Raw genomic sequence first — 19414 nt, 5'->3', positions numbered from 1 at the left:
CGCCGGCGTGGCTTCCGGAGGCGTGACGTTTCCGCAGGTGGGAGTCATGACCCCCGGACGGCCTGGAAGCCCCCGATGGGCCGTACGGGTGAACCCGGCGCGTACGGCCAGGACGCGCCGACTGCCGTAGGTTCCCAGGACCCATCGGCCATCACAGCATTGCGAAGGAAGACACCCCTTGAAGGGCTTCAAGGCATTCCTGCTGCGCGGAAACGTCCTCGACCTCGCGGTCGCGGTCGTCATCGGCGCCGCCTTCACCTCCGTCATCAACTCGATCGTCAACGGCGTCATCAACCCGGTCGTCGGCCTGTTCGGCACCTCGTCCCTGAACGCCTACAAGTCCTGCATCAAGGGCTGTTCCAGCGGCGCGGGCAGTAACACCGGCATCTACATCCAGTGGGGCTCGGTCCTGGCCGCCGTGCTGCAGTTCGTGATCACCGCGGCGGTGGTCTACTTCTGCATCGTGATGCCGGCCAACCACTTCATGGCCAAGTACATCGCCAAGAAGAAGGCCGAGGAGGAGGCTCTGAAGGCGGCCGAGCTCACCGAGGTGAAGCTGCTCGGGGAGATCCGCGACCTGCTCGTCCACCAGCGCTGAACAGGCACCCGGCCAATCTGCCCGGCCAACGGAGAAGGCCGGGGCGCTCGGCCCCGGCCTTCACTGCTCCGGTGTTGCTCAGTCGCCGTGGTGCGGCGGGGTCTCCCGCCGGTACCAGGCCTCGTCCCGGCCGCCGGACTCCTCGCCGCCCCAGCCGTTGTCCGTGTCGTCACGGCTCGGCCGGCTCAGCGGGTCCTCGAAGACCAGCCGCGCACGCGCGGACTGCGGCGGCTCCGGCTGCTGCTCCTGGGCTGCTGTCGCAGCGCTGTTGTCGTCCGTCATGGGTTCAGGATAGGTCGCGCGCTCACGCGGCCTCGAAGCCCGAGTGGTCGGCGATCTTCCGGAGCTCGGCCAAGGCGTGCTTCTCGATCTGGCGGATCCGCTCGCGGGTGAGTCCGTGCTGCTTGCCGACCTCGGTGAGGGTCCGCTCGCGGCCGTCCTCCATGCCGTAGCGGGAACGGATGATCGACGCCGTGCGGTTGTCCAGACGGCCGATCAGGCCCTCCAGCTCCTCGCGGCGCAGCATGACCATGACCGCGTCCTCCGGAGAGGTCGCCCCGGTGTCCTCGACCAGGTCGCCGAACTGGGTCTCCCCGTCGTCGTCCACGGTCATGTTGAGGCTGACCGGGTCACGGGCCCAGTCCAGTACGTCCTTGATGCGCTCGACGGTGGTGTCGAGTTCGGCGGCGATCTCCGCGTGCTCCGCGTCGCGGCCCAGCTCCTTGGACTTCTCGCGCTGGACCCGGCGGATCCGGCCGAGCTCCTCGACCAGGTGGACCGGGAGGCGGATGGTGCGGGACTGGTCGGCGATGGAGCGGGTGATCGCCTGGCGGATCCACCAGGTGGCATAGGTGGAGAACTTGAAGCCCTTGCCGAAGTCGAACTTCTCGACGGCGCGGACCAGCCCGGCGTTGCCCTCCTGGATCAGGTCGAGCAGGGGGAGTCCGCTGCGCGGGTAGCGGCGGGCGACCGCCACCACCAGACGGAGGTTGGAACGGATGAACACGTCCTTGGCACGGGCACCGTCGGCGGCTATCGCACGCAGTTCCTCCTCGCTCGCCCCGCCGGCGGTGTCGCCGGTCGCGAGCAGGTGCTCGGCGAAGACACCCGCTTCGATGCGGGTGGAGAGCTCGACTTCCTGGGCGGCGTCGAGCAGCGGGGTCCGGGCGATCTCGTCCAGGTACATGCCGACGAGATCGCGGTCGGCCTCACCGCTGGTCGGACGCGCGTTGCGGGTCCGGTCGGCCTTGTCGCGGACGACGGCACGGGTGGCCATGCTTACTTCCTCTCGGAGGACGTGACGGGCCTGGCTGACCCGTTCGTGGCTGCTTCGTGGCTGCCTTTCATAACGATGCAACGACCAGAATCCGGACATCATTCCCAAGGTGAGGATTTTTCTCCGGAGTTGCAGTATGCTGGCGGATTTTCCCGCGTTCGCATGCGGAGCGTATCCGGTCGCTCACGGAGTCCGTCGCGGTGAGGTCCGGTCACGATGGGGTCGGCTGCTTGAACACTGCGCGTGTACCCCGTATGCCCGCCGTATGCCGGGGGCGTCCTGTACTGGGCGTCCTGTACTGACTGAAACGATTGTCCGCCGGGCCCTGGTTCCCCGCCCGTCGGAACGCAGCAGCTCCCGCCCCCTGTGAAGGGGACGGGAGCTGCGGGAACAGACCGGCTTGCGGCTGTCAGGACTTGCAGTAGTACAGCTTCTCCGTGGAGTTGGCGGTGTCGCTGGTACTGGTGGTGCTGCTCGACGTCGAGCTCGTGCCGCCGTAGGCGGAGGCGCTGACGACGGTGCAGGTGGAGGTGACGTAGGCGGTCGCAGCCGAGTTGGCGTCGCCGCCCATACCGCCGCCGCCACCGGCCAGGACGTAGTGCAGCTTGCCCGAGGAGATGTACTCCTTGATCTGGGACACGCTCATCGCGGGGTCACTCCCGGTGAAGCCGCCCATGGCGATGGCCGCCTTGCCGCCGCTCGACAGGATGATCCCGTCGGCCGTCTGGGCGCTGGACGTGGCCACCAGCCAGGTGGCGCCGTCCTGGTGGGCTTCCAGGTAGCTGAGCATCTGGGTGCTGACGCCACCGCCCATACCGCCGCCGCCGAAGCCGCCGCCCGTGGGCGCGCCACCGGCCGTACCGCTACCGGTCGGCGCGCCGTCACCGGTCGGCGCGCCGCCGCCGGCCGCCGCACCGCTGCCGTCGCCGCCGCCCGGGAAGCCGCCGGTCGGCATCTCGCCGGCCTGGCCGCCGCCGGGGAAGCCCTGGCCGCCTGTGGTGCCCGTCGGGCGCTCACCGCGCAGGCCGCCGCCGAAACCGCCGCCGCCGGGCGCACCGCCGCCGCCGAAGCCGCCGCCCGTGGAGGGGCCGCTGCTCGGGTTGGTGCCGTTGACCGCGCCGGCCGTGGCCGTGTCGGCCGCGTACGCGGCGGGCCCGGCCAGCAGGGCGATCAGCGCGGCCGCCGCACCCACGGTGAAGAGCGGCCCGGCCACCCGCCCGAAGCGGGCGACCAGCAGGAAGACCACCGCCGCGACCGCGAGCACCGCGATCGTCGGCCAGAGCCAGCTGTCGAAGCTGGTGGAGCGGCGCAGCAGCACGATCGCCCACACCGCCGACACCGCGATGCCCAGCGGGAGCACCCAGGCCCAGGCCGCCGAACGGACCCGGAAGGCCCGGAAGATCGCGAGCCCGCCGGCTCCGGTGAGGGCGGCGATCGCGGGGGCCAGCATGGTCGTGTAGTAGGGGTGGAAGGTGCCCGAGGCGAAGCTGAAGGTCACATAGTGCGTCAGCAGCCAGCCGCCCCACAGCAGGTAGGAGGCGCGCTGCAGGTCGGTGCGGCGCCTGCGGCCGCGCAGCACCAGGGCGCCGACGAGGGCGATCGCCGCGAACGGGATCAGCCAGGAGATCTGGCCGCCGAGGATGCTGTTGAAGAGGCGTCCGATCCCGGCCGTGCCACCGAAGTTGGCGCCGCCGCCACCGCCGCCCGCGCCACCGCTGTTGCCGGTGATGCGCGCCAGGCCGTTGTAGCCGGTGACCAGGTCCCAGACGGTGTCCTTGGTGCTGGAGCCGACGAAGGGCCGGTCGGCCTTGGGAATGGAGTCGACGATGACCATCCACCAGCCGCTGGACACCACCAGCGCGACACCGGCGATCAGCAGGTTGCGCACCCGCTTGAGCACACTGCCCTGGGCCGCCCACGCATAGGCCAGGAAGAAGGCCGGCAGCACGATGTAGGCCTGCAGCATCTTGGTGTTGAAGGCGAAGCCGACCAGCACCGCGGACCAGACCAGCGGCTGCAGCTTGCCGCTGCGGATCGCCTCCAGGCAGCACCAGGCCGCGGAGACGGTGAGCAGCACCAGCACCGGGTCGGGGTTGTTGTCCCGGGTGATCGCCACGGTGATCGGGGTGAGCGCCATGACCAGTGCGGCGACGGTCGCCGCGGTGTGCCCGAAGACGCGGCGGACCGCGCTGTAGAGCACGCCGACGGCGGCGATGCCGCAGGCCGCGATGGGCAGCAGCATCTGCCAGGTGCCGAAGCCGAAGATCCGGCAGGAGACCTCCATCACCCACAGGGCGAACGGCGGCTTGTCGACGGTGATGAAGTTCCCGGTGTCCAGCGAACCGAAGAACATCGAGGACCAGCTCTTGGTGCCGCTGAGCACGGCCGCGGCGTAGTACGTGTTGGCGTTGCCGTTCTCACCGAGCCCGTAGACGTACACGGCGGTGGCGAGCAGCAGCACGCCCCACAGTGCGGGGCGGGCCCAGCGGGGAGCGGTCTCCCGGCCGAGGAAGATCCGTTGCAGCAGTGATCGTCCCTGGCCGCGGAGCTGGTCGCTCCCGGCCGTCGGAGGGGCGGTTACATGCGCGCTCATCAGTGGTTCAGCTCCTGGTTGGGCGAGGAGGAGGCCGCGTGTCGGCGGCGGGCCTGCCGCTTGGGGTTGAACACCCAGACCCGCATCAGCAGGAAGCGGACGACCGTGGACAGTGCGTTCGCACCCACCAGTGCGGCGAGTTCGACGACATGGGAGGCCCCCGGGGCGGCGACCCTGACGACCGCGAGGGTGGCAGTGCTGAGCACCAGCCCGATGATGAAGGCGATCCCGCCTTCGACCTGGTGCTTGAGGGCGTCGGCGGTGCCGGTGACGCCGAAGGTGAAGCGCCGGTTGGCGGCGGTGTTGGCGATCGCGGTGGCGAACAGGGCGACCGCGTTGGCCAGCACCGCCGGGGCGAGTTGACGCAGGATCAGGTAGAGCGCCAGATAGGCGATGGTGCTGATGACGCCGATCACCGCGAAGCTGGACAGCTGCCAGCGCATCGCCGGCGGCAGCTGGGCCTGCTGGACCCGCGGCGGCACCGGCAGCCTGGTGGCTCCGGAGAGCGTCTTCCTGGCCACCCGCCACATCCCCTTGAGGTCGTCCTTGACCGTGCGGACGATGTCGACGCGGCTGTCCGGGTCGTCGACCCAGTCGACCGGGACCTCGTGGATGCGCAGTCCGCTGCGCTCGGCGAGCAGCAGCAGCTCGGTGTCGAAGAACCAGGTCTGGTCCTCGACCGAGTCGAGCAGCGCCTTGACCACGTCGGTCCTGGCGGCCTTGAAGCCGCACTGGGCGTCGGAGAACTTCGCCGCCATGGTGGTGCGCAGCATCAGGTTGTACGTACGGGAGATGAACTCACGCTTGGGACCCCGGACGACGGCGGAGCCGCGGTGCAGGCGGCTGCCGATGGCGAGGTCGCTGTGGCCCGACAGCAGTGGCGCGACCAGGGGCAGGAAGGCATCGAGGCCGGTGGAGAGGTCCACGTCCATGTAGCTGACGACATCGGCGTCGCTGCTGCTCCAGACCTGGCGCAGGGCCCGGCCCCGGCCCTTCTGGTCGAGGTGGACGGCGCGTACCTGGGGAATCTCATCGGCCAGCCGGGTCGCGACCTGCCAGGTGGAGTCGGTGCTGGCGTTGTCGGCGACGGTGATGGTGAAGCGGTACGGGAAGGTCTCGGACAGGTAGGCGTACAGACGCCGGACGCTCTGTTCGAGGACGTGCTCCTCGTTGTAGACGGGGACGACGATCTCAACCAGTCTGGCCCGGCCTCCGGACTGCGGGGCCGGCTCCGGGTCCACGGCGGGCTGGGCCGCCAGCGCTGTCGGTTGGCTCATGTACGACAGACTTCGGCACGGATCTGTGCGGAAGCTGTGTCTGGGATAGGGCGGTGGTGAGAGTTCCGCACCAGTTAGCCAGCAGTCAGCCCCTGAGCTGGCCCTTCAGTATCTTGCCCGAGGCGTTCCTGGGAAGTTCGGAAATGAATTCGACCTGCCGCGGCACTTTGTAGTTGGCCATCTCCCGGCGGGACCAGGCGATGAGCTCGGCGGCCGCCTCCGGATCCGCCCCTTCGGCAAGCCCTCCGCGCGGGACGACGAAGGCCTTGCCGACCTCCCCGAGCCGCGGGTCGGGGACGCCGACCACGGCGACGTCGGCGACCAGCGGATGGCGGGCCAGCACCCGCTCGATCTCCGCCGGGTAGGCGTTGAAGCCGCCGACGGTGTACATGTCCTTGAGCCGGTCGGTGATCCGCAGATTGCCCTCGTCGTCCAGCACGCCGATGTCGCCGGTGCGCAGCCAGCCGTCGCGGGTGAAGGCCAGCTCGGTCTCCTCCGGGTCCTCGAAGTACTCGCGCATCACGGTGTAGCCGCGGACCTGCACCTCGCCGGGGGTGCCGGCGGGCTGTTCCTTGGACTCCTCGTCGGCCACCCGGACGGTGACGCCGGGCACCGCGCGTCCCGAGGTGGCGGCGATCAGGCCGGGGTCGTCGCCGCGCCGGCCCATGGTGACCAGGCCGCAGGACTCGGTGAGCCCGTACGCGGTGAGCACGGTCCGGAAGCCCAGCTCCTCGCGGATCCGGGTGACCAGTTCCAGCGGGACCACGGCGGCGCCGGTCACCGCCAGCCGTAGAGTGCGCAGGTCGTACGAGCCGCGGGCCGGGTGGTCCAGCAGCGACTGGTAGACGGTGGGCGCGCCCGGCAGCACGGTGACCCGTTCGCTGGAGACCTTGGCGAGCACGGCCTCAGCGTCGAACACCGGCTGCGGCAGCACCGTCGCCCCGCGCATCAGGGCGGCCAGCACGCCGGCCTTCCAGCCGAAGGTGTGGGTGAACGGGTTGACCACCAGATAGCGGTCGCCCTCGACCAGTCCGGCGATGTCGGCCCAGGTGGCGAAGGCCCGCAGGGACTGGGCATGGGTGGTGACGGCGCCCTTGGGGCGTCCGGTGGTGCCGGAGGTGAACATGATGTCGGCGGGGTCGTCCGGCTGTACCGCGTCGGCGCGCTCACGGACGGCCCGCGCGGGGACGTCGGCCGCGTCGGCGAGGAAGGAGCGCCAGTCCTGGAAGCCCTCGCCCGCCTCGGCACGGTCGCCGAGCAGCACCACGGTGCGCAGCTCCGGCAGCTCGCGCAGCGGACCCCGGTTGCGGCCGCCGGCCGCTCCCACTCCCCCGGCCGCCGCACGCAGCGCGGAGACATAGCTGACGCCGAGGAAGGCGTCGGTGACGAAGAGCAGCCGGGTACGGGTGCGCCGGAGCAGTTCCACCGCCTCGGCGCCCTTGAGCCTGGTGCCCAGCGGGACCAGCACGGCGCCCGCGCTGACCGCGCCGAGCGCGGCGACCACGTAGTCCGGGGTGTTCGGCGCCCAGATCGCGACCCTCTCGCCCGGCCCCACCCCGGCCGCCATCACCGCGGCCGCGGCGCGCTCGACCCGCGCCCCCAGCTCGCGGTAGCTCAGCCGGGTACGGGGTCCGACCACGGCCTCGCGCTCGGCGTGGCTGACCGCAGCGTCCCTGACCAGCCTGGGGATGGTCCCCCACTCCAGATCTCCTCGCACGGCGCCCTCCGATTAGACCCGTCACTCCAAGCCGCGCACTTCTCCGGTTTTTCCCTTATGACGCCACGTCAGATTAGATCGGCAACGGCCTTCCGGCCAGACCCCCGGACACCTATTCTGACGCCACGTCAGATCCGGCGACGCCGTCGGGGCCGCTCCCTGCCCCGCGCCCGAAGCAACGGGGGAAGCCATGCTCAAGGACCGTACGGCGATCGTCGGCATCGGCCAGACCCGCTTCGCCAAGAGCCTCGACGAGCCCGAGAAGACCCTCGCCTGCCGGGCCGTGCTGGCCGCCCTGGACGACGCCGGGATCGACCCCGCGGAGGTCGACGCCCTCGCCTCCTACACCATGGAGGAGACCGACGAGGTCGAGCTCGCCAAGTCCATCGGCGCCGGCGACATCACCTTCTTCAGCCGCACCGGCTTCGGCGGCGGCGGCTCCTGCGCCACCGTCGCCCACCTGGCCATGGCCGTCGCCACCGGACAGGCCGGCGTCGGCGTCGCCTGGCGCTCCCGCAAGCGCGGCTCCGGCGTCCGCCCCTGGACCAACACCGGCGTGCAGCTGCCCACCCCGGCGCAGTGGACCCGTCCCTTCGGCCTGCTGCGCCCCGCCGACGAGATCGCCATGCTGGCCCGCCGCTACATGCACGAGTACGGCGCCACCCGGGACCACCTCTTCAACGTCGCCCTGGCCTGCCGCAACCGCGCCAACCAGAACCCGGCGGCGGTGATGTACGAGCGTCCGCTGACCCGGGAGATGTACATGGACGCCCGCTGGATCTCCGAACCGCTCTGCCTCTACGACAACTGCCTGGAGACGGACGGCGCGCTCGCCTGCGTGGTGGTCGGCGCCGAGCGGGCCCGCGACTGCCGGCAGCGGCCGGTTTACGTCCACTCCGTCGCCCAGGGGCTGCCAGCCCAGCACCACGGGATGGTCAACTACTGGAACGACGACCCGCTGACCGGCCCGGCCTGGACCGCCGCACGCCAGCTGTGGAAGACCGCCGACCTCGGTCCACAGGATGTGGACACCGCCCAGATCTACGACGCCTTCACCCCGCTGATCCCGCTCTCCCTGGAGGGCTACGGCTTCTGCGGCCGCGGCGAGGGCGCCGCCTACACCGAGGGCGGCGCCCTGGAACTGGGCGGACGGCTGCCGATCAACACCGCCGGCGGCGGCCTCTCCGAGGGCTATGTGCACGGCTTCAACCTGATCAACGAGGGCGTCAGGCAGCTGCGCGGCAGCTCCACCTCCCAGGTCCCCGACGCCGCGACCTGCCTGGTCACGGCCGGCGAGGGCGTCCCCACCTCGGCCCTGCTGCTGCGCAACTGAGGGAGTCCCATGTCTGTCACCGGAACGTCTGTCACCAGAACGTCTGTCACCGAAACGGTCCACGCGGCCGGGGGCCTCGTCGACGGCCTGCTGCTGCCCTGGCCCGACGCCGACGGCGAGCCGTTCTGGCAGTACGCGCTGCGCGGCGAGCTGCGGGTGCAGGCCTGCGCCGACTGCGGGCTGCGGCGCTTCCCGCCCCGGCCCAGCTGCCCGCGCTGCCACAGCTTCGCCGACGAGTGGCAGCAGACCTCCGGACGCGGACGGATCTGGTCGTTCGTCATCGCCCACCCGCCGCTGCTCCCCGCCTACGCGGCCCAGGCCCCCTACCCCGTCGCGGTGGTCGAACTGGACGACGACCCGGCCATCCGCCTGGTCGGCACGCTCACCCCCTCGATCCGCCAACCCGACGCCCCCTGGAACGCCGTCCCGGTCTCCAGGCTGCGCATCGGCGCACCGGTCCAGGCCGTCTACCAGATCCTCCCCCCGGGCGTGGCCGTTCCCCGCTGGGCGCTGACAAGCCCTTGAAGCCCGTCCGGGCTGACAGCGGCGGCTCATAGAATGCGGTCCATGACTTGGTTGATCACGGGCGGGGCAGGCTTCATCGGTGCGCATGTGGTGCGGGCCATGGTCGAGGCGGGCCGGGAGGTCGTGGTCCTGGACGACCTCAGCACCGGCGACCCGGCCCGGCTCCCGGCCGGCGTCCCGCTGGTCGAGGGCTCCACCCTGGACCGCCCGCTGCTGGACCGGGTCATGAAGGAGCACCAGGTCACCGGGGTGCTCCAGATCGCCGCGAAGAAGCAGGTCGGCGAGTCCGTCGAGCAGCCGCTGCGGTACTACCACGAGAACGTCGAGGGCCTGCGCGTCGTGCTGGAGGCCGCGGCCGTAGCCGGGGTCCGCCGGTTCCTGTTCTCCTCCTCCGCCGCGGTGTACGGCATGCCGGACGTGGACACCGTCACCGAGTCCACCCCGTGCGCGCCGATGAACCCCTACGGCGAGACCAAGCTCGCCGGCGAGTGGCTGGTCCGCGCGGTGGGACGGGCCCACGGCATGGGGACGGTGGCGCTGCGCTACTTCAACGTCGCGGGCGCGGCCACGGCCGAGCTGGCCGACCCGGGGGTCTTCAACCTGGTGCCGATGGTCTTCGAACGCATCACGGCGGGCAAGCCGCCGCTGGTCTTCGGCGACGACTACCCCACCCCCGACGGCACCTGCATCCGTGACTACATCCACGTGGACGACGTGGCCACCGCGCATGTCGCGGCGGTACGGCGGCTGGAATCCGACCCGGACGGGACCGAACTGGTCCTCAACATCGGCCGCGGCGAGGGCGTCTCCGTCCGCGAGATGCTCGACGCGATCGGCGCGGTCACCGGCCTCGACACCACCGGCGAAGTGGTCTCCCGCCGACCGGGCGACCCGGCCCGCGTGGTCGCCTCCGCCGAACGGATCACCCACGAGCTGAACTGGTCCGCCCAGCTCGACCTCACCGCGATGGTCGCCTCCGCGTGGAAGGGCTGGCAGCTGCGTCACCCGTGACTACCCAGGGGCGCGGGGAACTGCGCTGCCAACCATGCACCTCCGTAGGGGGTTGATCGCGCGTGCAGTTAATCAAGCAGAGCCCCGCGCCCCTTAAAAGCGTCAGTCCCGCGTCGCGGTGCCCCGTGCGGCGTCCAGGGCGTAGACGCAGCGGTCCTTGCTGCAAGCAAACACCCGGCCGTCCACCGCCACCGGGGACCCGGTGATCTCTCCGCCGGTGTCGAGCTTCCAGCGGAGCCGTCCCGTGGTCAGGTCCAGGGTGTAAAGCGAGTGGTCCCGGCTGCCGAAGTGGACCAGTCCGCCGAACGCCGCCGGAGACCCGGTGAGCTCGCCACGTGCGGTGTGACGCCACCGCTCCTCGCCGTCGCGGGCCGCGAAGGCGTAGACCGTGTCGCCACTGCCCACCAGGACGGTTCCGTCCTCGTGGATCACCGGGTCGATCCCCTGGCGGCCGCCGGTGCGGGCCTGCCAGCGCAGCGCACCCGTGCCGGTGTCCAGGGCGAAGACCGCGCCGAGGTAGTCGGCCGCGAAGAGGTTGCCCTGGTCGTCCAGGGTCGGCGGGGTGAACAGCACCACCGGGGCCTTGAAGCGCCAGCGCTCCTCCCCGGTCTCCTCGTCCAGGGCCAGCACCCGGGCGCCCGACGTCAGGTGCAGCACGCCCTGGCGCAGCACCGGCCGTGAGGGCACGTCCTCGCCGACCGGGAACGCCCAGCGCGGCCGACCCGTCGTCAGGTCCAGGGCGCGGAGCATCCCGCCGCCGTAGTAGTAGACCGAGTCGCCCACCACGCAGGGGCCGGACTGCGGGCTCTCGTACTCCTGCTGCGCGTCCCCGACCTGCCACATCTGGCTGCCGTCGATCGCCGAGCGGACCTGGACGCCGCCGCCCCTGGTGCCGGCCACCAGCGCGCCGCCGCCCGCGTCCAGCGAGTACGTCCAGCCGTCCAGGGTGACCCGCCAGCGCTCGGCGCCGTCCGCCGCGGCGAGGGTGAACAGGCTGGGGCCGTCTGCGGCGTGGACCTGGCCGTCGGCCACGGACATCGCCCAGGCGACGTCGCGGGTCTTGAAGCGGCGGCGACCGGTGGCGATGTCGAGGGCGTGCACCTCGAAGCTGGTCACGTACAGGACACCATCGCTGACCTGCGGCACTCCCCAGACGTCATTGGACATCCGGAACCGCCAGGGCCGCCAGCGCGACCCCGAGGTGGGCGGCGCGGGCACGGCGGCAGCGGACTCGGACGTCGCCGCGCCCTGCCGTTCAGAGCTCTGGTGCGTGGCATTCTGCTGCCCTGGACCCTGCTGACCAGGGACGCGCCGCACCCAGCCGGTGGCGGCGGGCGGCAGCGAGTCGTCCGGCCTGGGGCCGCCGCTCTCGCCCGCCTTGACCCCCGGGCCGATGGCGACGGAGCCGCCGAGCAGCTGCACCACCGGGGTGGGCGTGGTGGACGGCACCGGACCCGGCACCGGACCCGCCACCGGCACCGGCGCCTGCTCCGGATCGGGCGCACCGGCGTGCCGGCGGCCACCGCCCGCGGCCGGGTAGACCTTCTTCGTCGGCGCGTGCTCGTCCAGGGCGGACGGCTGGACGGCCGGCGCCGGATGCGCGGTCCTGGGGTCGTAGCCGGCGGACGGCGCGGCCACCGGAGCCGCCACCGGGCCCGCCAGGGGGGCCGGCGCGGGGACGGGCACCGGGACCGGCGGCGGGGGTGTGTTCCGCCGCCCGCGCCTGCGGTCGATCAGCTCCAGGGCGGACGGCGGCAGCCAGTCGCGGGAGTCGTCGTCACCGTCGCCGTTGGAGTAGAGGTGCGGGGCCAGCTCGGACTGGATCTGGGCCGGGGTCAGCCGCCGCTCCGGCGCCGGGCGCATACAGGCCTTGACCAGCGGGGCCAGGTCCGGGGCCAGCCCGGACAGGTCCGGGGACTCGCGGAGCAGCATGAACACCGTCTCCACCGGGTTGGCCCCGTGGTACGGGGCGTGCCCGGTCGCCGCGTAGACCAGCATCGAGCCCAGCGAGAACACGTCGCTGGCCCCGGTCACACTGCGGCTGTCCCTGGCCTGCTCGGGCGACATGTAGGCGGGGGTGCCGACGGCGACGTTGGTCATGGTCAGCCGGGTGTGCGAGACCCCGGCCGCGATGCCGAAGTCGATCACCCGCGGTCCGTCCTCGGTGACCAGCACGTTCGAGGGCTTGAGGTCGCGGTGGACCAGTCCGGCGGCGTGGATCGACTGCAGCGCCTCGGCGATCCCGGCGACCAGCCAGCGCACGGCGCCCACCGGCATCGGACCGCACTCGGCGACCAGGTCCTCCAGCGAGGGCGCCGGGATGTAGGCGGTGGCCAGCCAGGGCACCGGGGCGTCGGCGTCGGCCTCGACCACGGCCGCGGTGTAGAAGCCGGAGACGGTGCGGGCCGCCGCGATCTCGCGGGCGAAACGCACCCGGAACAGCTGGTCCTCGGCCAGCTCCGCGCGCACGGTCTTGATCGCCACCCGTCGGCCCGCGGAGGACCTGGCCAGGTAGACCAGCCCCATTCCGCCCGCGCCGAGGCGCCCGAGCACCTCGAAGGGGCCGATCCGCCTGGGATCGTGCGCCGTCAGCTGGTCCACTTCCTCAGCCACCTCCCCGTAGTCCCACGCCCGCACCGTGTTCGTCGCTGCACCGTGGCGTCGCTGCTGTGCCTGATTCTCCAACGTCGACCGCCGCTGTAGCCAACCAGCCCCGAAAAATCGTTCCCGCCGAGACATGGCACAGGGGCCCGGCGGGGCAGTAGGCCATGCGTGTGGACACATTCGGCTGAGTCCTACGACTCGGTAAGGAATTCGGGACGCCGTCGTTAGATGTGACGAAGGCGGAGGCGCACGGGAGGCGCGGGATGGGTGGCAAGGTGACAAAGACACAACAGACAGAGCTCCGGAAGGCGCTGCCGGGGCAGGGCACGGCCGGCCAGCTGGTCCCGGTGCTGGAGGACCTCCTCGGCGCCGAACTGCCGATCCGGCTCCGCACCTGGGACGGCGGGGAGGCCGGGCCGGCCGGCGCCCCCGTCCTGGAGCTGCGGAACCGGCGGGCGCTGCGGCACCTGATCTGGCGTCCGGACGAGCTGGGACTGGCCCGGGCCTATGTCTCCGGCGATCTGGAGATCCCCGAGGACAGCGACCTCTACGAGGTGCTCGACGCGGTGGTGCGCCTGGTCGAGCAGACCGACGCGACGAGCCTGCGCCCGGACCCCCGCGAGATCTTCGGCCCGCGGGGCCGCCGGCTGCTCCGTACCGCGATCGGCGCCGGGGCGATCGGCCCGCGGCCGCCGCTGCCGCCGGAGGAGGCGACCCGGGTCAAGGTCGCCGGCAGCCGGCACTCGCTGATGCGCGACCGCAAGGCCATCAGCCACCACTACGACGTCGGCAACGACTTCTACCGGCTGGTCCTGGGCCCGTCCATGGTCTACTCCTGCGCCTACTGGCCGGCCGGGACGCACACCCTGGAGGCGGCCCAGGAGGCCAAGCTCGACCTGATCTGCCGCAAGCTGGGCCTGCACCCCGGCATGCGGCTGCTGGACGTCGGCTGCGGCTGGGGCTCGCTGCTGCTGCACGCCGCCGAGCACTACGGCGTCGAGGGCGTCGGGGTGACGCTCTCGACCGAGCAGGCCCGCGGCGCCCGCGAACGGATCGAGGAGGCCGGGCTGTCCGACCGGCTGACGGTCCGCCTGCAGGACTACCGCCTGGTGGACGACGGCCCGTACGACGCCATCTCCAGCATCGGCATGGCCGAGCACGTCGGCTCCGAGCAGTTCCGCCGCTACGGCACCCAGCTGTACGGGCTGCTGCGCCCGGGCGGCCGCCTGTTGAACCACCAGATCGCCCGGCGGCCCAACCTGCCCGGGGAGCACTACCGGATCAGCCCCTTCATCGCGGCCTACGTCTTCCCGGACGGGGACCTCGCCCCGGTCGGGCACACCGTCAGCCTGCTGGAGGAGTCCGGCTTCGAGATCCGTGACGTGGAGTCGCTGCGCGAGCACTACGCCCTGACGCTGCGGGCCTGGGTCACCAATCTGGAGGCCGACTGGGACCGCGCGGTCAAGCTCTCCACCCGGGGCCGGGCCCGCGTCTGGCGGCTCTACATGGCCGCCTCGGCGCTGGCCTTCGAGGAGAACCGGATCGGGGTGAACCAGATCCTCGCGGTACGCACCGGAACTGACGGCGACAGCGGGCTGCCGTCCAGCCGGGAGGAGTGGCTGGACCGGGTCGTCCTGCCCGCAGCGGACGGGTCCTCAGACCCGGGATCCGGCGGTCCGTCCGGCGGTCCGTCCGGCGGTCCGTCCGGCGGTCCGTCCGGCGGTCCGTCAGCCTGACGGACCATTCGAGCCACTGCCGAATAGCGCGGAGATCTTGCCACGGTAAACTGACGGCATGACAGGACAAGTTCGCACCGTCGACGGGCGTGTCGCCGGGCGACGCGGGCAGGCGACGCGGCAGAAGCTGCTCGAATGCCTTAGCGAGATGCTCAGCACATCGCCCTACCGGGACGTCAAGGTCATCGACGTCGCCCGGATGGCCGGTACCTCCCCCGCAACGTTCTACCAGTACTTCCCCGACGTCGAGGGCGCTGTCCTCGAGATCGCGGATGGAATGGCTCGGGAAGGCGCCGCCCTGAAGGACCTGGTCGCCGAGAAGTCGTGGGCCGGCAAGTCCGGCTACCAGACGGCTGAGGAGCTGGTGGAAGGCTTCCTCAACTTCTGGCGCGACAACGAGGCCATTCTCCGCGTGGTGACGCTGGGATCGGCGGAAGGGGACAAGCGGTTCTTCAAGATCCGCATGAAGATCCTCAACGCCGTGACCAACTCGCTCACGGACTCCCTCAAGGCCATGCAGGACACCGGGAAGGCGGACAAGTCGATCAGCGCACCGGCTGTCGCCGGCTCCCTGGTGGCCATGCTGGCCGCCGTCGCCGAGCACCAGAAGGGCTTCGACTCCTGGGGCGTCAAGGCCAAGGAGCTCAAGCCGAGTCTGGCGCTCCTGGTCTACCTCGGCATGACCGGCAAGAAGCCGCCGAAGTGACGCGGTAACGCGGAAATGCGGTAACGCAGTAGCAGCACCGTCCTGGGTCGCGGGCCCCGGCCGCCTGTCCGGTCGGGCCGAGCTGCCGGGCGTGCCTCGGGGGAGGTACTCCGGTTCGAGCCCCGCGCCCATGCCCACCCGTCGCCCGCCGCCACCCTTGTTCGGGTCGCCACGCGACACAACCCCTTGAGGGCGGTCACCCCAGCGATGGGGTGACCGCCCTTCGCTCTGCCTCAGCTGTCCCGGCCGGCCGTTCCCTGCTGCACCGGCGTGAGCCGGAAGATCCGGATCTGCCGTTCGATCCGCGCCTGGTAGGTCGCGTACGGCGGCCACATCCGCAGCAGCGCCGCCCAGGCCTCGGCCCGCGCCTCGCCCTCCAGCAACTGGGCGGTCGCCTCGACGGTACGGCCCCGGTGCTCGACCAGCGCCTTGCCGTCGGCGATCAGGTTGCCGGTCCACGCCGGGTGGTCGGGGCGTCCGAAGTTGCTGCCGATCACCAGGAAGGTGCCGCCGGACTCCGGCAGGCAGGCCATCGGGGCCACCCTCGGCTGCCCGGTGCGGCGGCCGGTCGTCGTCAGGAACAGCGAGGGCAGCATGTACTGGCTGATCATCACCTTGCCGCCGGTGATCCGGTGCACCAACTTGTCCATCGGCGGCAGCACCCGGGGGGCGATCCTGGCGAAGACCGGGCTGGAGGAGACCTTCTGGACCACCGCCTCCAGCCGGGAGCCCGGTGGACGCAGCTCGGGTCCCGGAGCGGGTGCGGATGCGGGTGTCGATGCGGGTGTCGCCATGTCAGGCCTCCTGGCGGATGGGGAACAGCTGCGCGCACTCGGCGGCGCGGGCACGGAGCAGGTGCGGCGGACCGAACAGCAGTTCGTCGGCGGCGGCCCGCTTGAAGTAGAGCTGGGCGTCGTGCTCCCAGGTGATGGCGATCCCGCCGTGCAACTGGATGGCGTCGGCGGCGGCGGTGCGCAGCGAGTCCAGGGCGTGCGCCAACGCGAGCGGGACCGCTGTGCCGGGCAGGTCGCCCTCGTTCTCCCTGCCCTCCCCGCGCTCCCTGTCCTCCCCACGTTCCAGGGTCCAGGCCGCGTAGTACACCGCCGAGCGGGCCGTCTCCACGGCCACGTACACGTCCGCGAGGCGGTGCTTCACCGCCTGGAAGGAGCCGACGGCGCGTCCGAACTGCTTTCTGACCTGCACATACTCCACGGTCCTGGCCAGGCACTGCTCGGCCGCGCCAACCGCCTCGGACGCCACGGCGAGCGCCGCGAGCAGCCCCGTGCGGCCGAGCGCGGGCGCCGCGTCGGACGCCGGGTCGCCGAGCGGCACGGCGGGGGTGTCGCGCAGCTCGACCCTGGCCAGGGTCCGGGTGTCGTCCATCGCGGCGAGGCGGGTGCGGGTCAGACCCGTCACCCATTCCTGCGCGTCGGCCTCCACCAGGAACAGCACCGTACGGCTGCGCGGGAACCCGCCGGTATGGGCGGCGACGACGAGCAGGTCGGCGCGGGCTCCGTCCAGTGCCTGCCCGGCCTCGCCGTAGAGCAGCCAGCCGTTGCCCTCCCGGGCGGGCCGCGCCTGGACGCCGCCGGCCCGGCCGCCGCCGGCCGGAGTGCCGTCCGGAAGTCCGTCACCGGCGCCGACCGGGATCAGCCCGAGGGCGAGGGCGGGCGGAGCGGCGGTGACCAGCGCGCCGGTGCGGGCGCCGCTTGCGAGGGCGGGCAGCAGATCGGCGCGCTGCTGCTCGGTGCCGAGGACGCGGATGGCGGTGGCCGCGAGGACGGAGGAGGCCAGCAGCGGCGACGGCAGCAGCACCCGTCCGCTCTCCTCGCAGGCCAGCGCCAGCTCCACCGGCCCGAGCCCGACACCGCCGTACGCCACCGGGAGGGCGAGACCCGGCAGACCGAGCTGCTCAGCGAGCCTGCGCCACAGCTCGGGGTCGTAGCCCTGCGGGCTCGCGGCAGCCGCGCGCACCTCGTCGGGACCGCAGTGCTTCGCCAGCGCCTCCCGCAGGGTGCGGCGGACGGCTTCCTGTTCCGGGGTGAGCGCGGGGTCCATGCCGTCTCCAGGGTTCTGTGGTCCAGCAGGCGTTCTCGGGGTTCTTTCGATCTGACGATCCGTCATACTAGAAGCGCCGATGCGCAGGGCACAGGGGCACGGGGCCACAAATCTGATGTACCGTCAGATGACGTTGCCGAGACCGAGAGAGGCGGTCGCCCGTGCCCGCGCCGTCACTGCACGCCCCCGTCCCGGACAGCTCGCCGCGCCGTCGCAGGGTCGCCGTCGTCGGCGTCGCCCTGGCCGACTGCGGCCGGGTGGACGAGGCCACCCCCTTCCAGCTGCACGCCCAGGCGGCACGCCGCGCCCTCGCCGACTCGGGGCTGCCGCGCGGGGTCGTCGACGGCGTCGCCTCGGCCGGCCTCGGCATCCTCGCCCCGGTGGAGGTGTCGGAGTACCTGGGGCTGCGTCCGAGCTGGACCGACTCGACCTCCGTCGGCGGCTCCACCTGGGAGGTCATGGCCGCCCACGCCGCCGACGCGATAGCCGCCGGACACGCCGAAGCCGTCCTGCTCGTCTACGGCTCCACCGCCCGCGCGGACCTCAAGGCGCGCCGCCGCACCGCCGGAATCGCCCTCGGCGCACGCGGCCCGCAGCAGTTCGAGGCCCCGTACGGACACACCCTCATCTCCAAGTACGCGATGGCGGCCCGCCGCCATATGCACGAGTACGGAACCACCCTGGAACAGCTCGCCGGCGTCGCCGTCCAGGCCAGGGCGAACGCGGCCGCCAACCCCGACGCGATGTACCGCACCCCGCTGACCGTGGACGAGGTTCTCGCGGGACCGGAGATCGCCTCCCCCTTCACCAAGCTGCACTGCTGCATCCGCTCGGACGGCGGCTGCGCGGTGCTGCTCGCCGCCGAGGAGTACGTTCCCGACACCCTGCACGACCCGGTGTGGATCCTCGGCACCGGCGAGCACCTCAGCCACAACCTGATGTCCGAGTGGGAGGACTTCACCGTCTCCCCGGCCGCCGTCTCCGGCCGCCTCGCCTACCAGCGGGCGGGCGTCACGGCGGACGACATCGACCTGGCAGAGATCTACGACGCCTTCACCTACATGCCCCTGGTCGCCCTGGAGGACCTGGGCTTCTGCGCCAAGGGAGACGGCGGCCCCTTCGTCGACGCCAAGGCCGGCCGACTCCTGCGAGACGGCGAGCTACCCATGAACACCGACGGCGGCGGCCTCTCGGCCTGCCACCCGGGGATGCGCGGCCTGTTCCTGATCGTGGAGGCGGTCCGGCAGCTGAGGGGGGACTACGCGGCGGCGACGGACCGTCAAGTATGGCGGATGCGAAGGAAGAACGCGGCCCGCAGCCTCCCGCAGCTGGCGCTGGTGAGCGGGACGGGTGGGTGGTTCTGCTCCTCGGCGACGATGGTGCTGGGGCGGGGGTGAGGGGCACCGTGCGGGGCGGTCGGCGGGGGAGGCGGGACGCCGCCACAGGCGCGGCGGAATCCCTCTCGCTGCCGAGCCCCCGTCCCGCTCCCGTCTCTGACGTGCGTGTTCGCTCCCGCTGAACCACCGTCACCTCCCTGGGGCACGCCGGTCCGTGCGTGGCTGGGGTGGCTCGCTCCGCTCGCTGGCCAACCACGAGGAGCGGGGCGGCTGGCGGGGCGTGCGTTGCCGGGTGGCGCGCCGGTGCCGGGGGGCGCGCCGGTGCCGGGGGGTGAAGAAACGTTCCTTCATATGTCCTCGGCTGAACCGGGGTCACTTTTGGTACGCGATTCTCGGGATGAATCGGGCATAACGGCAAGATCAAATGACACCTTGTCCCAAAAGTGACCCCGGTTCGCCCGAGCCATCCGGTTTTGGGGTCACTCGACCTACTTTTGGGTCACTCGTCCGACGAAATGTGACCGCTATGTCCGATATGACGTCAAGGCAGTGACAGTGATGATGTTCTCGGTGATGCTTCTGGTGGGTCTGACTCGCTAAGTGACTGACGCTTCGGCTGTCCTGTTGGGGATGTGTCGGCCTG

At 71.7% G+C, this 19414-nt stretch carries 15 protein-coding genes; 7 read left to right on the top strand and 8 right to left on the bottom strand.

What is annotated here, in order from left to right; translation table 11 throughout:
- The first annotated feature begins 178 nt into the window (after positions 1-178).
- Positions 179-598: a large conductance mechanosensitive channel protein MscL gene (mscL, locus tag ABH941_RS38925; RefSeq protein WP_370136071.1), complete on the top strand. Its 420-nt coding sequence runs from the start codon at positions 179-181 to the stop codon at positions 596-598.
- A 78-nt stretch (positions 599-676) separates the two neighbouring features.
- Here mscL and ABH941_RS38920 read toward each other — a convergent pair whose 3' ends face one another.
- The 5 genes from ABH941_RS38920 to ABH941_RS38900 all read right to left on the bottom strand — a co-directional run bounded on the left by ABH941_RS38920 (position 677) and on the right by ABH941_RS38900 (position 7461).
- A complete protein-coding gene (locus ABH941_RS38920) occupies positions 677-880 on the bottom strand; it encodes a hypothetical protein (protein ID WP_370136068.1) in 204 nt (67 codons plus the stop codon).
- A 22-nt stretch (positions 881-902) separates the two neighbouring features.
- A complete protein-coding gene (locus tag ABH941_RS38915) occupies positions 903-1874 on the bottom strand; it encodes a sigma-70 family RNA polymerase sigma factor (protein WP_134001636.1) in 972 nt (323 codons plus the stop codon).
- A gap of 409 nt (positions 1875-2283) precedes the next feature.
- Positions 2284-4467, bottom strand: coding sequence for an ArnT family glycosyltransferase (locus ABH941_RS38910; protein ID WP_370136065.1), 2184 nt, complete (start codon positions 4465-4467; stop codon positions 2284-2286).
- Entirely contained in the window at positions 4467-5744 is a 1278-nt protein-coding gene (locus tag ABH941_RS38905) for a glycosyltransferase (protein ID WP_370136062.1), read from the bottom strand. Before ABH941_RS38905 ends, ABH941_RS38910 begins: the two co-directional genes overlap by 1 nt.
- 85 nt (positions 5745-5829) lie before the next feature.
- Positions 5830-7461 (bottom strand): FadD3 family acyl-CoA ligase, encoded by a 1632-nt coding sequence (locus ABH941_RS38900; RefSeq protein ID WP_370136059.1) that lies wholly within the window; start codon positions 7459-7461, stop codon positions 5830-5832.
- A gap of 190 nt (positions 7462-7651) precedes the next feature.
- Between ABH941_RS38900 and ABH941_RS38895 the strand changes: the two genes are divergently transcribed.
- Genes ABH941_RS38895 through galE form a run of 3 tightly spaced genes read left to right on the top strand, consistent with a single transcriptional unit; the run spans position 7652 to position 10330 of the window.
- Entirely contained in the window at positions 7652-8794 is a 1143-nt protein-coding gene (locus tag ABH941_RS38895; RefSeq protein ID WP_370136056.1) for a lipid-transfer protein, read from the top strand.
- A 9-nt stretch (positions 8795-8803) separates the two neighbouring features.
- Positions 8804-9319: a Zn-ribbon domain-containing OB-fold protein gene (locus ABH941_RS38890; RefSeq protein WP_370136053.1), complete on the top strand. Its 516-nt coding sequence runs from the start codon at positions 8804-8806 to the stop codon at positions 9317-9319.
- Between the two features lie 42 nt (positions 9320-9361).
- The gene (galE, locus tag ABH941_RS38885; RefSeq protein ID WP_370136050.1) at positions 9362-10330 is read left to right on the top strand and encodes a UDP-glucose 4-epimerase GalE; all 969 of its coding nucleotides are present in this window, start codon (positions 9362-9364) and stop codon (positions 10328-10330) included.
- Between the two features lie 102 nt (positions 10331-10432).
- Here galE and ABH941_RS38880 read toward each other — a convergent pair whose 3' ends face one another.
- Entirely contained in the window at positions 10433-12931 is a 2499-nt protein-coding gene (locus ABH941_RS38880) for a PQQ-binding-like beta-propeller repeat protein (protein WP_370136157.1), read from the bottom strand.
- A 278-nt stretch (positions 12932-13209) separates the two neighbouring features.
- Between ABH941_RS38880 and ABH941_RS38875 the strand changes: the two genes are divergently transcribed.
- Positions 13210-14670, top strand: coding sequence for a class I SAM-dependent methyltransferase (locus ABH941_RS38875; protein ID WP_370136048.1), 1461 nt, complete (start codon positions 13210-13212; stop codon positions 14668-14670).
- Positions 14671-14728: 58 nt separating this feature from the next.
- Positions 14729-15376 (top strand): TetR family transcriptional regulator, encoded by a 648-nt coding sequence (locus tag ABH941_RS38870; protein WP_134001653.1) that lies wholly within the window; start codon positions 14729-14731, stop codon positions 15374-15376.
- Positions 15377-15609: 233 nt separating this feature from the next.
- Here ABH941_RS38870 and ABH941_RS38865 read toward each other — a convergent pair whose 3' ends face one another.
- Complete coding sequence (locus ABH941_RS38865; protein WP_370136045.1) at positions 15610-16170, bottom strand: nitroreductase family deazaflavin-dependent oxidoreductase; 561 nt, start codon at positions 16168-16170, stop codon at positions 15610-15612.
- Between the two features lies 1 nt (position 16171).
- Entirely contained in the window at positions 16172-17434 is a 1263-nt protein-coding gene (locus ABH941_RS38860; protein WP_370136042.1) for an acyl-CoA dehydrogenase family protein, read from the bottom strand.
- A gap of 161 nt (positions 17435-17595) precedes the next feature.
- Between ABH941_RS38860 and ABH941_RS38855 the strand changes: the two genes are divergently transcribed.
- Positions 17596-18831: an acetyl-CoA acetyltransferase gene (locus ABH941_RS38855; protein ID WP_370136039.1), complete on the top strand. Its 1236-nt coding sequence runs from the start codon at positions 17596-17598 to the stop codon at positions 18829-18831.
- Positions 18832-19414: the final 583 nt, after the last annotated feature.

The organism is Streptacidiphilus sp. EB103A (genome assembly GCF_041261405.1).
Lineage (GTDB): Bacteria > Actinomycetota > Actinomycetes > Streptomycetales > Streptomycetaceae > Streptacidiphilus.
The sequence above is the reverse complement of the archived record's forward strand: the minus strand, read 5'-3'. Positions and strand labels throughout refer to the sequence as shown.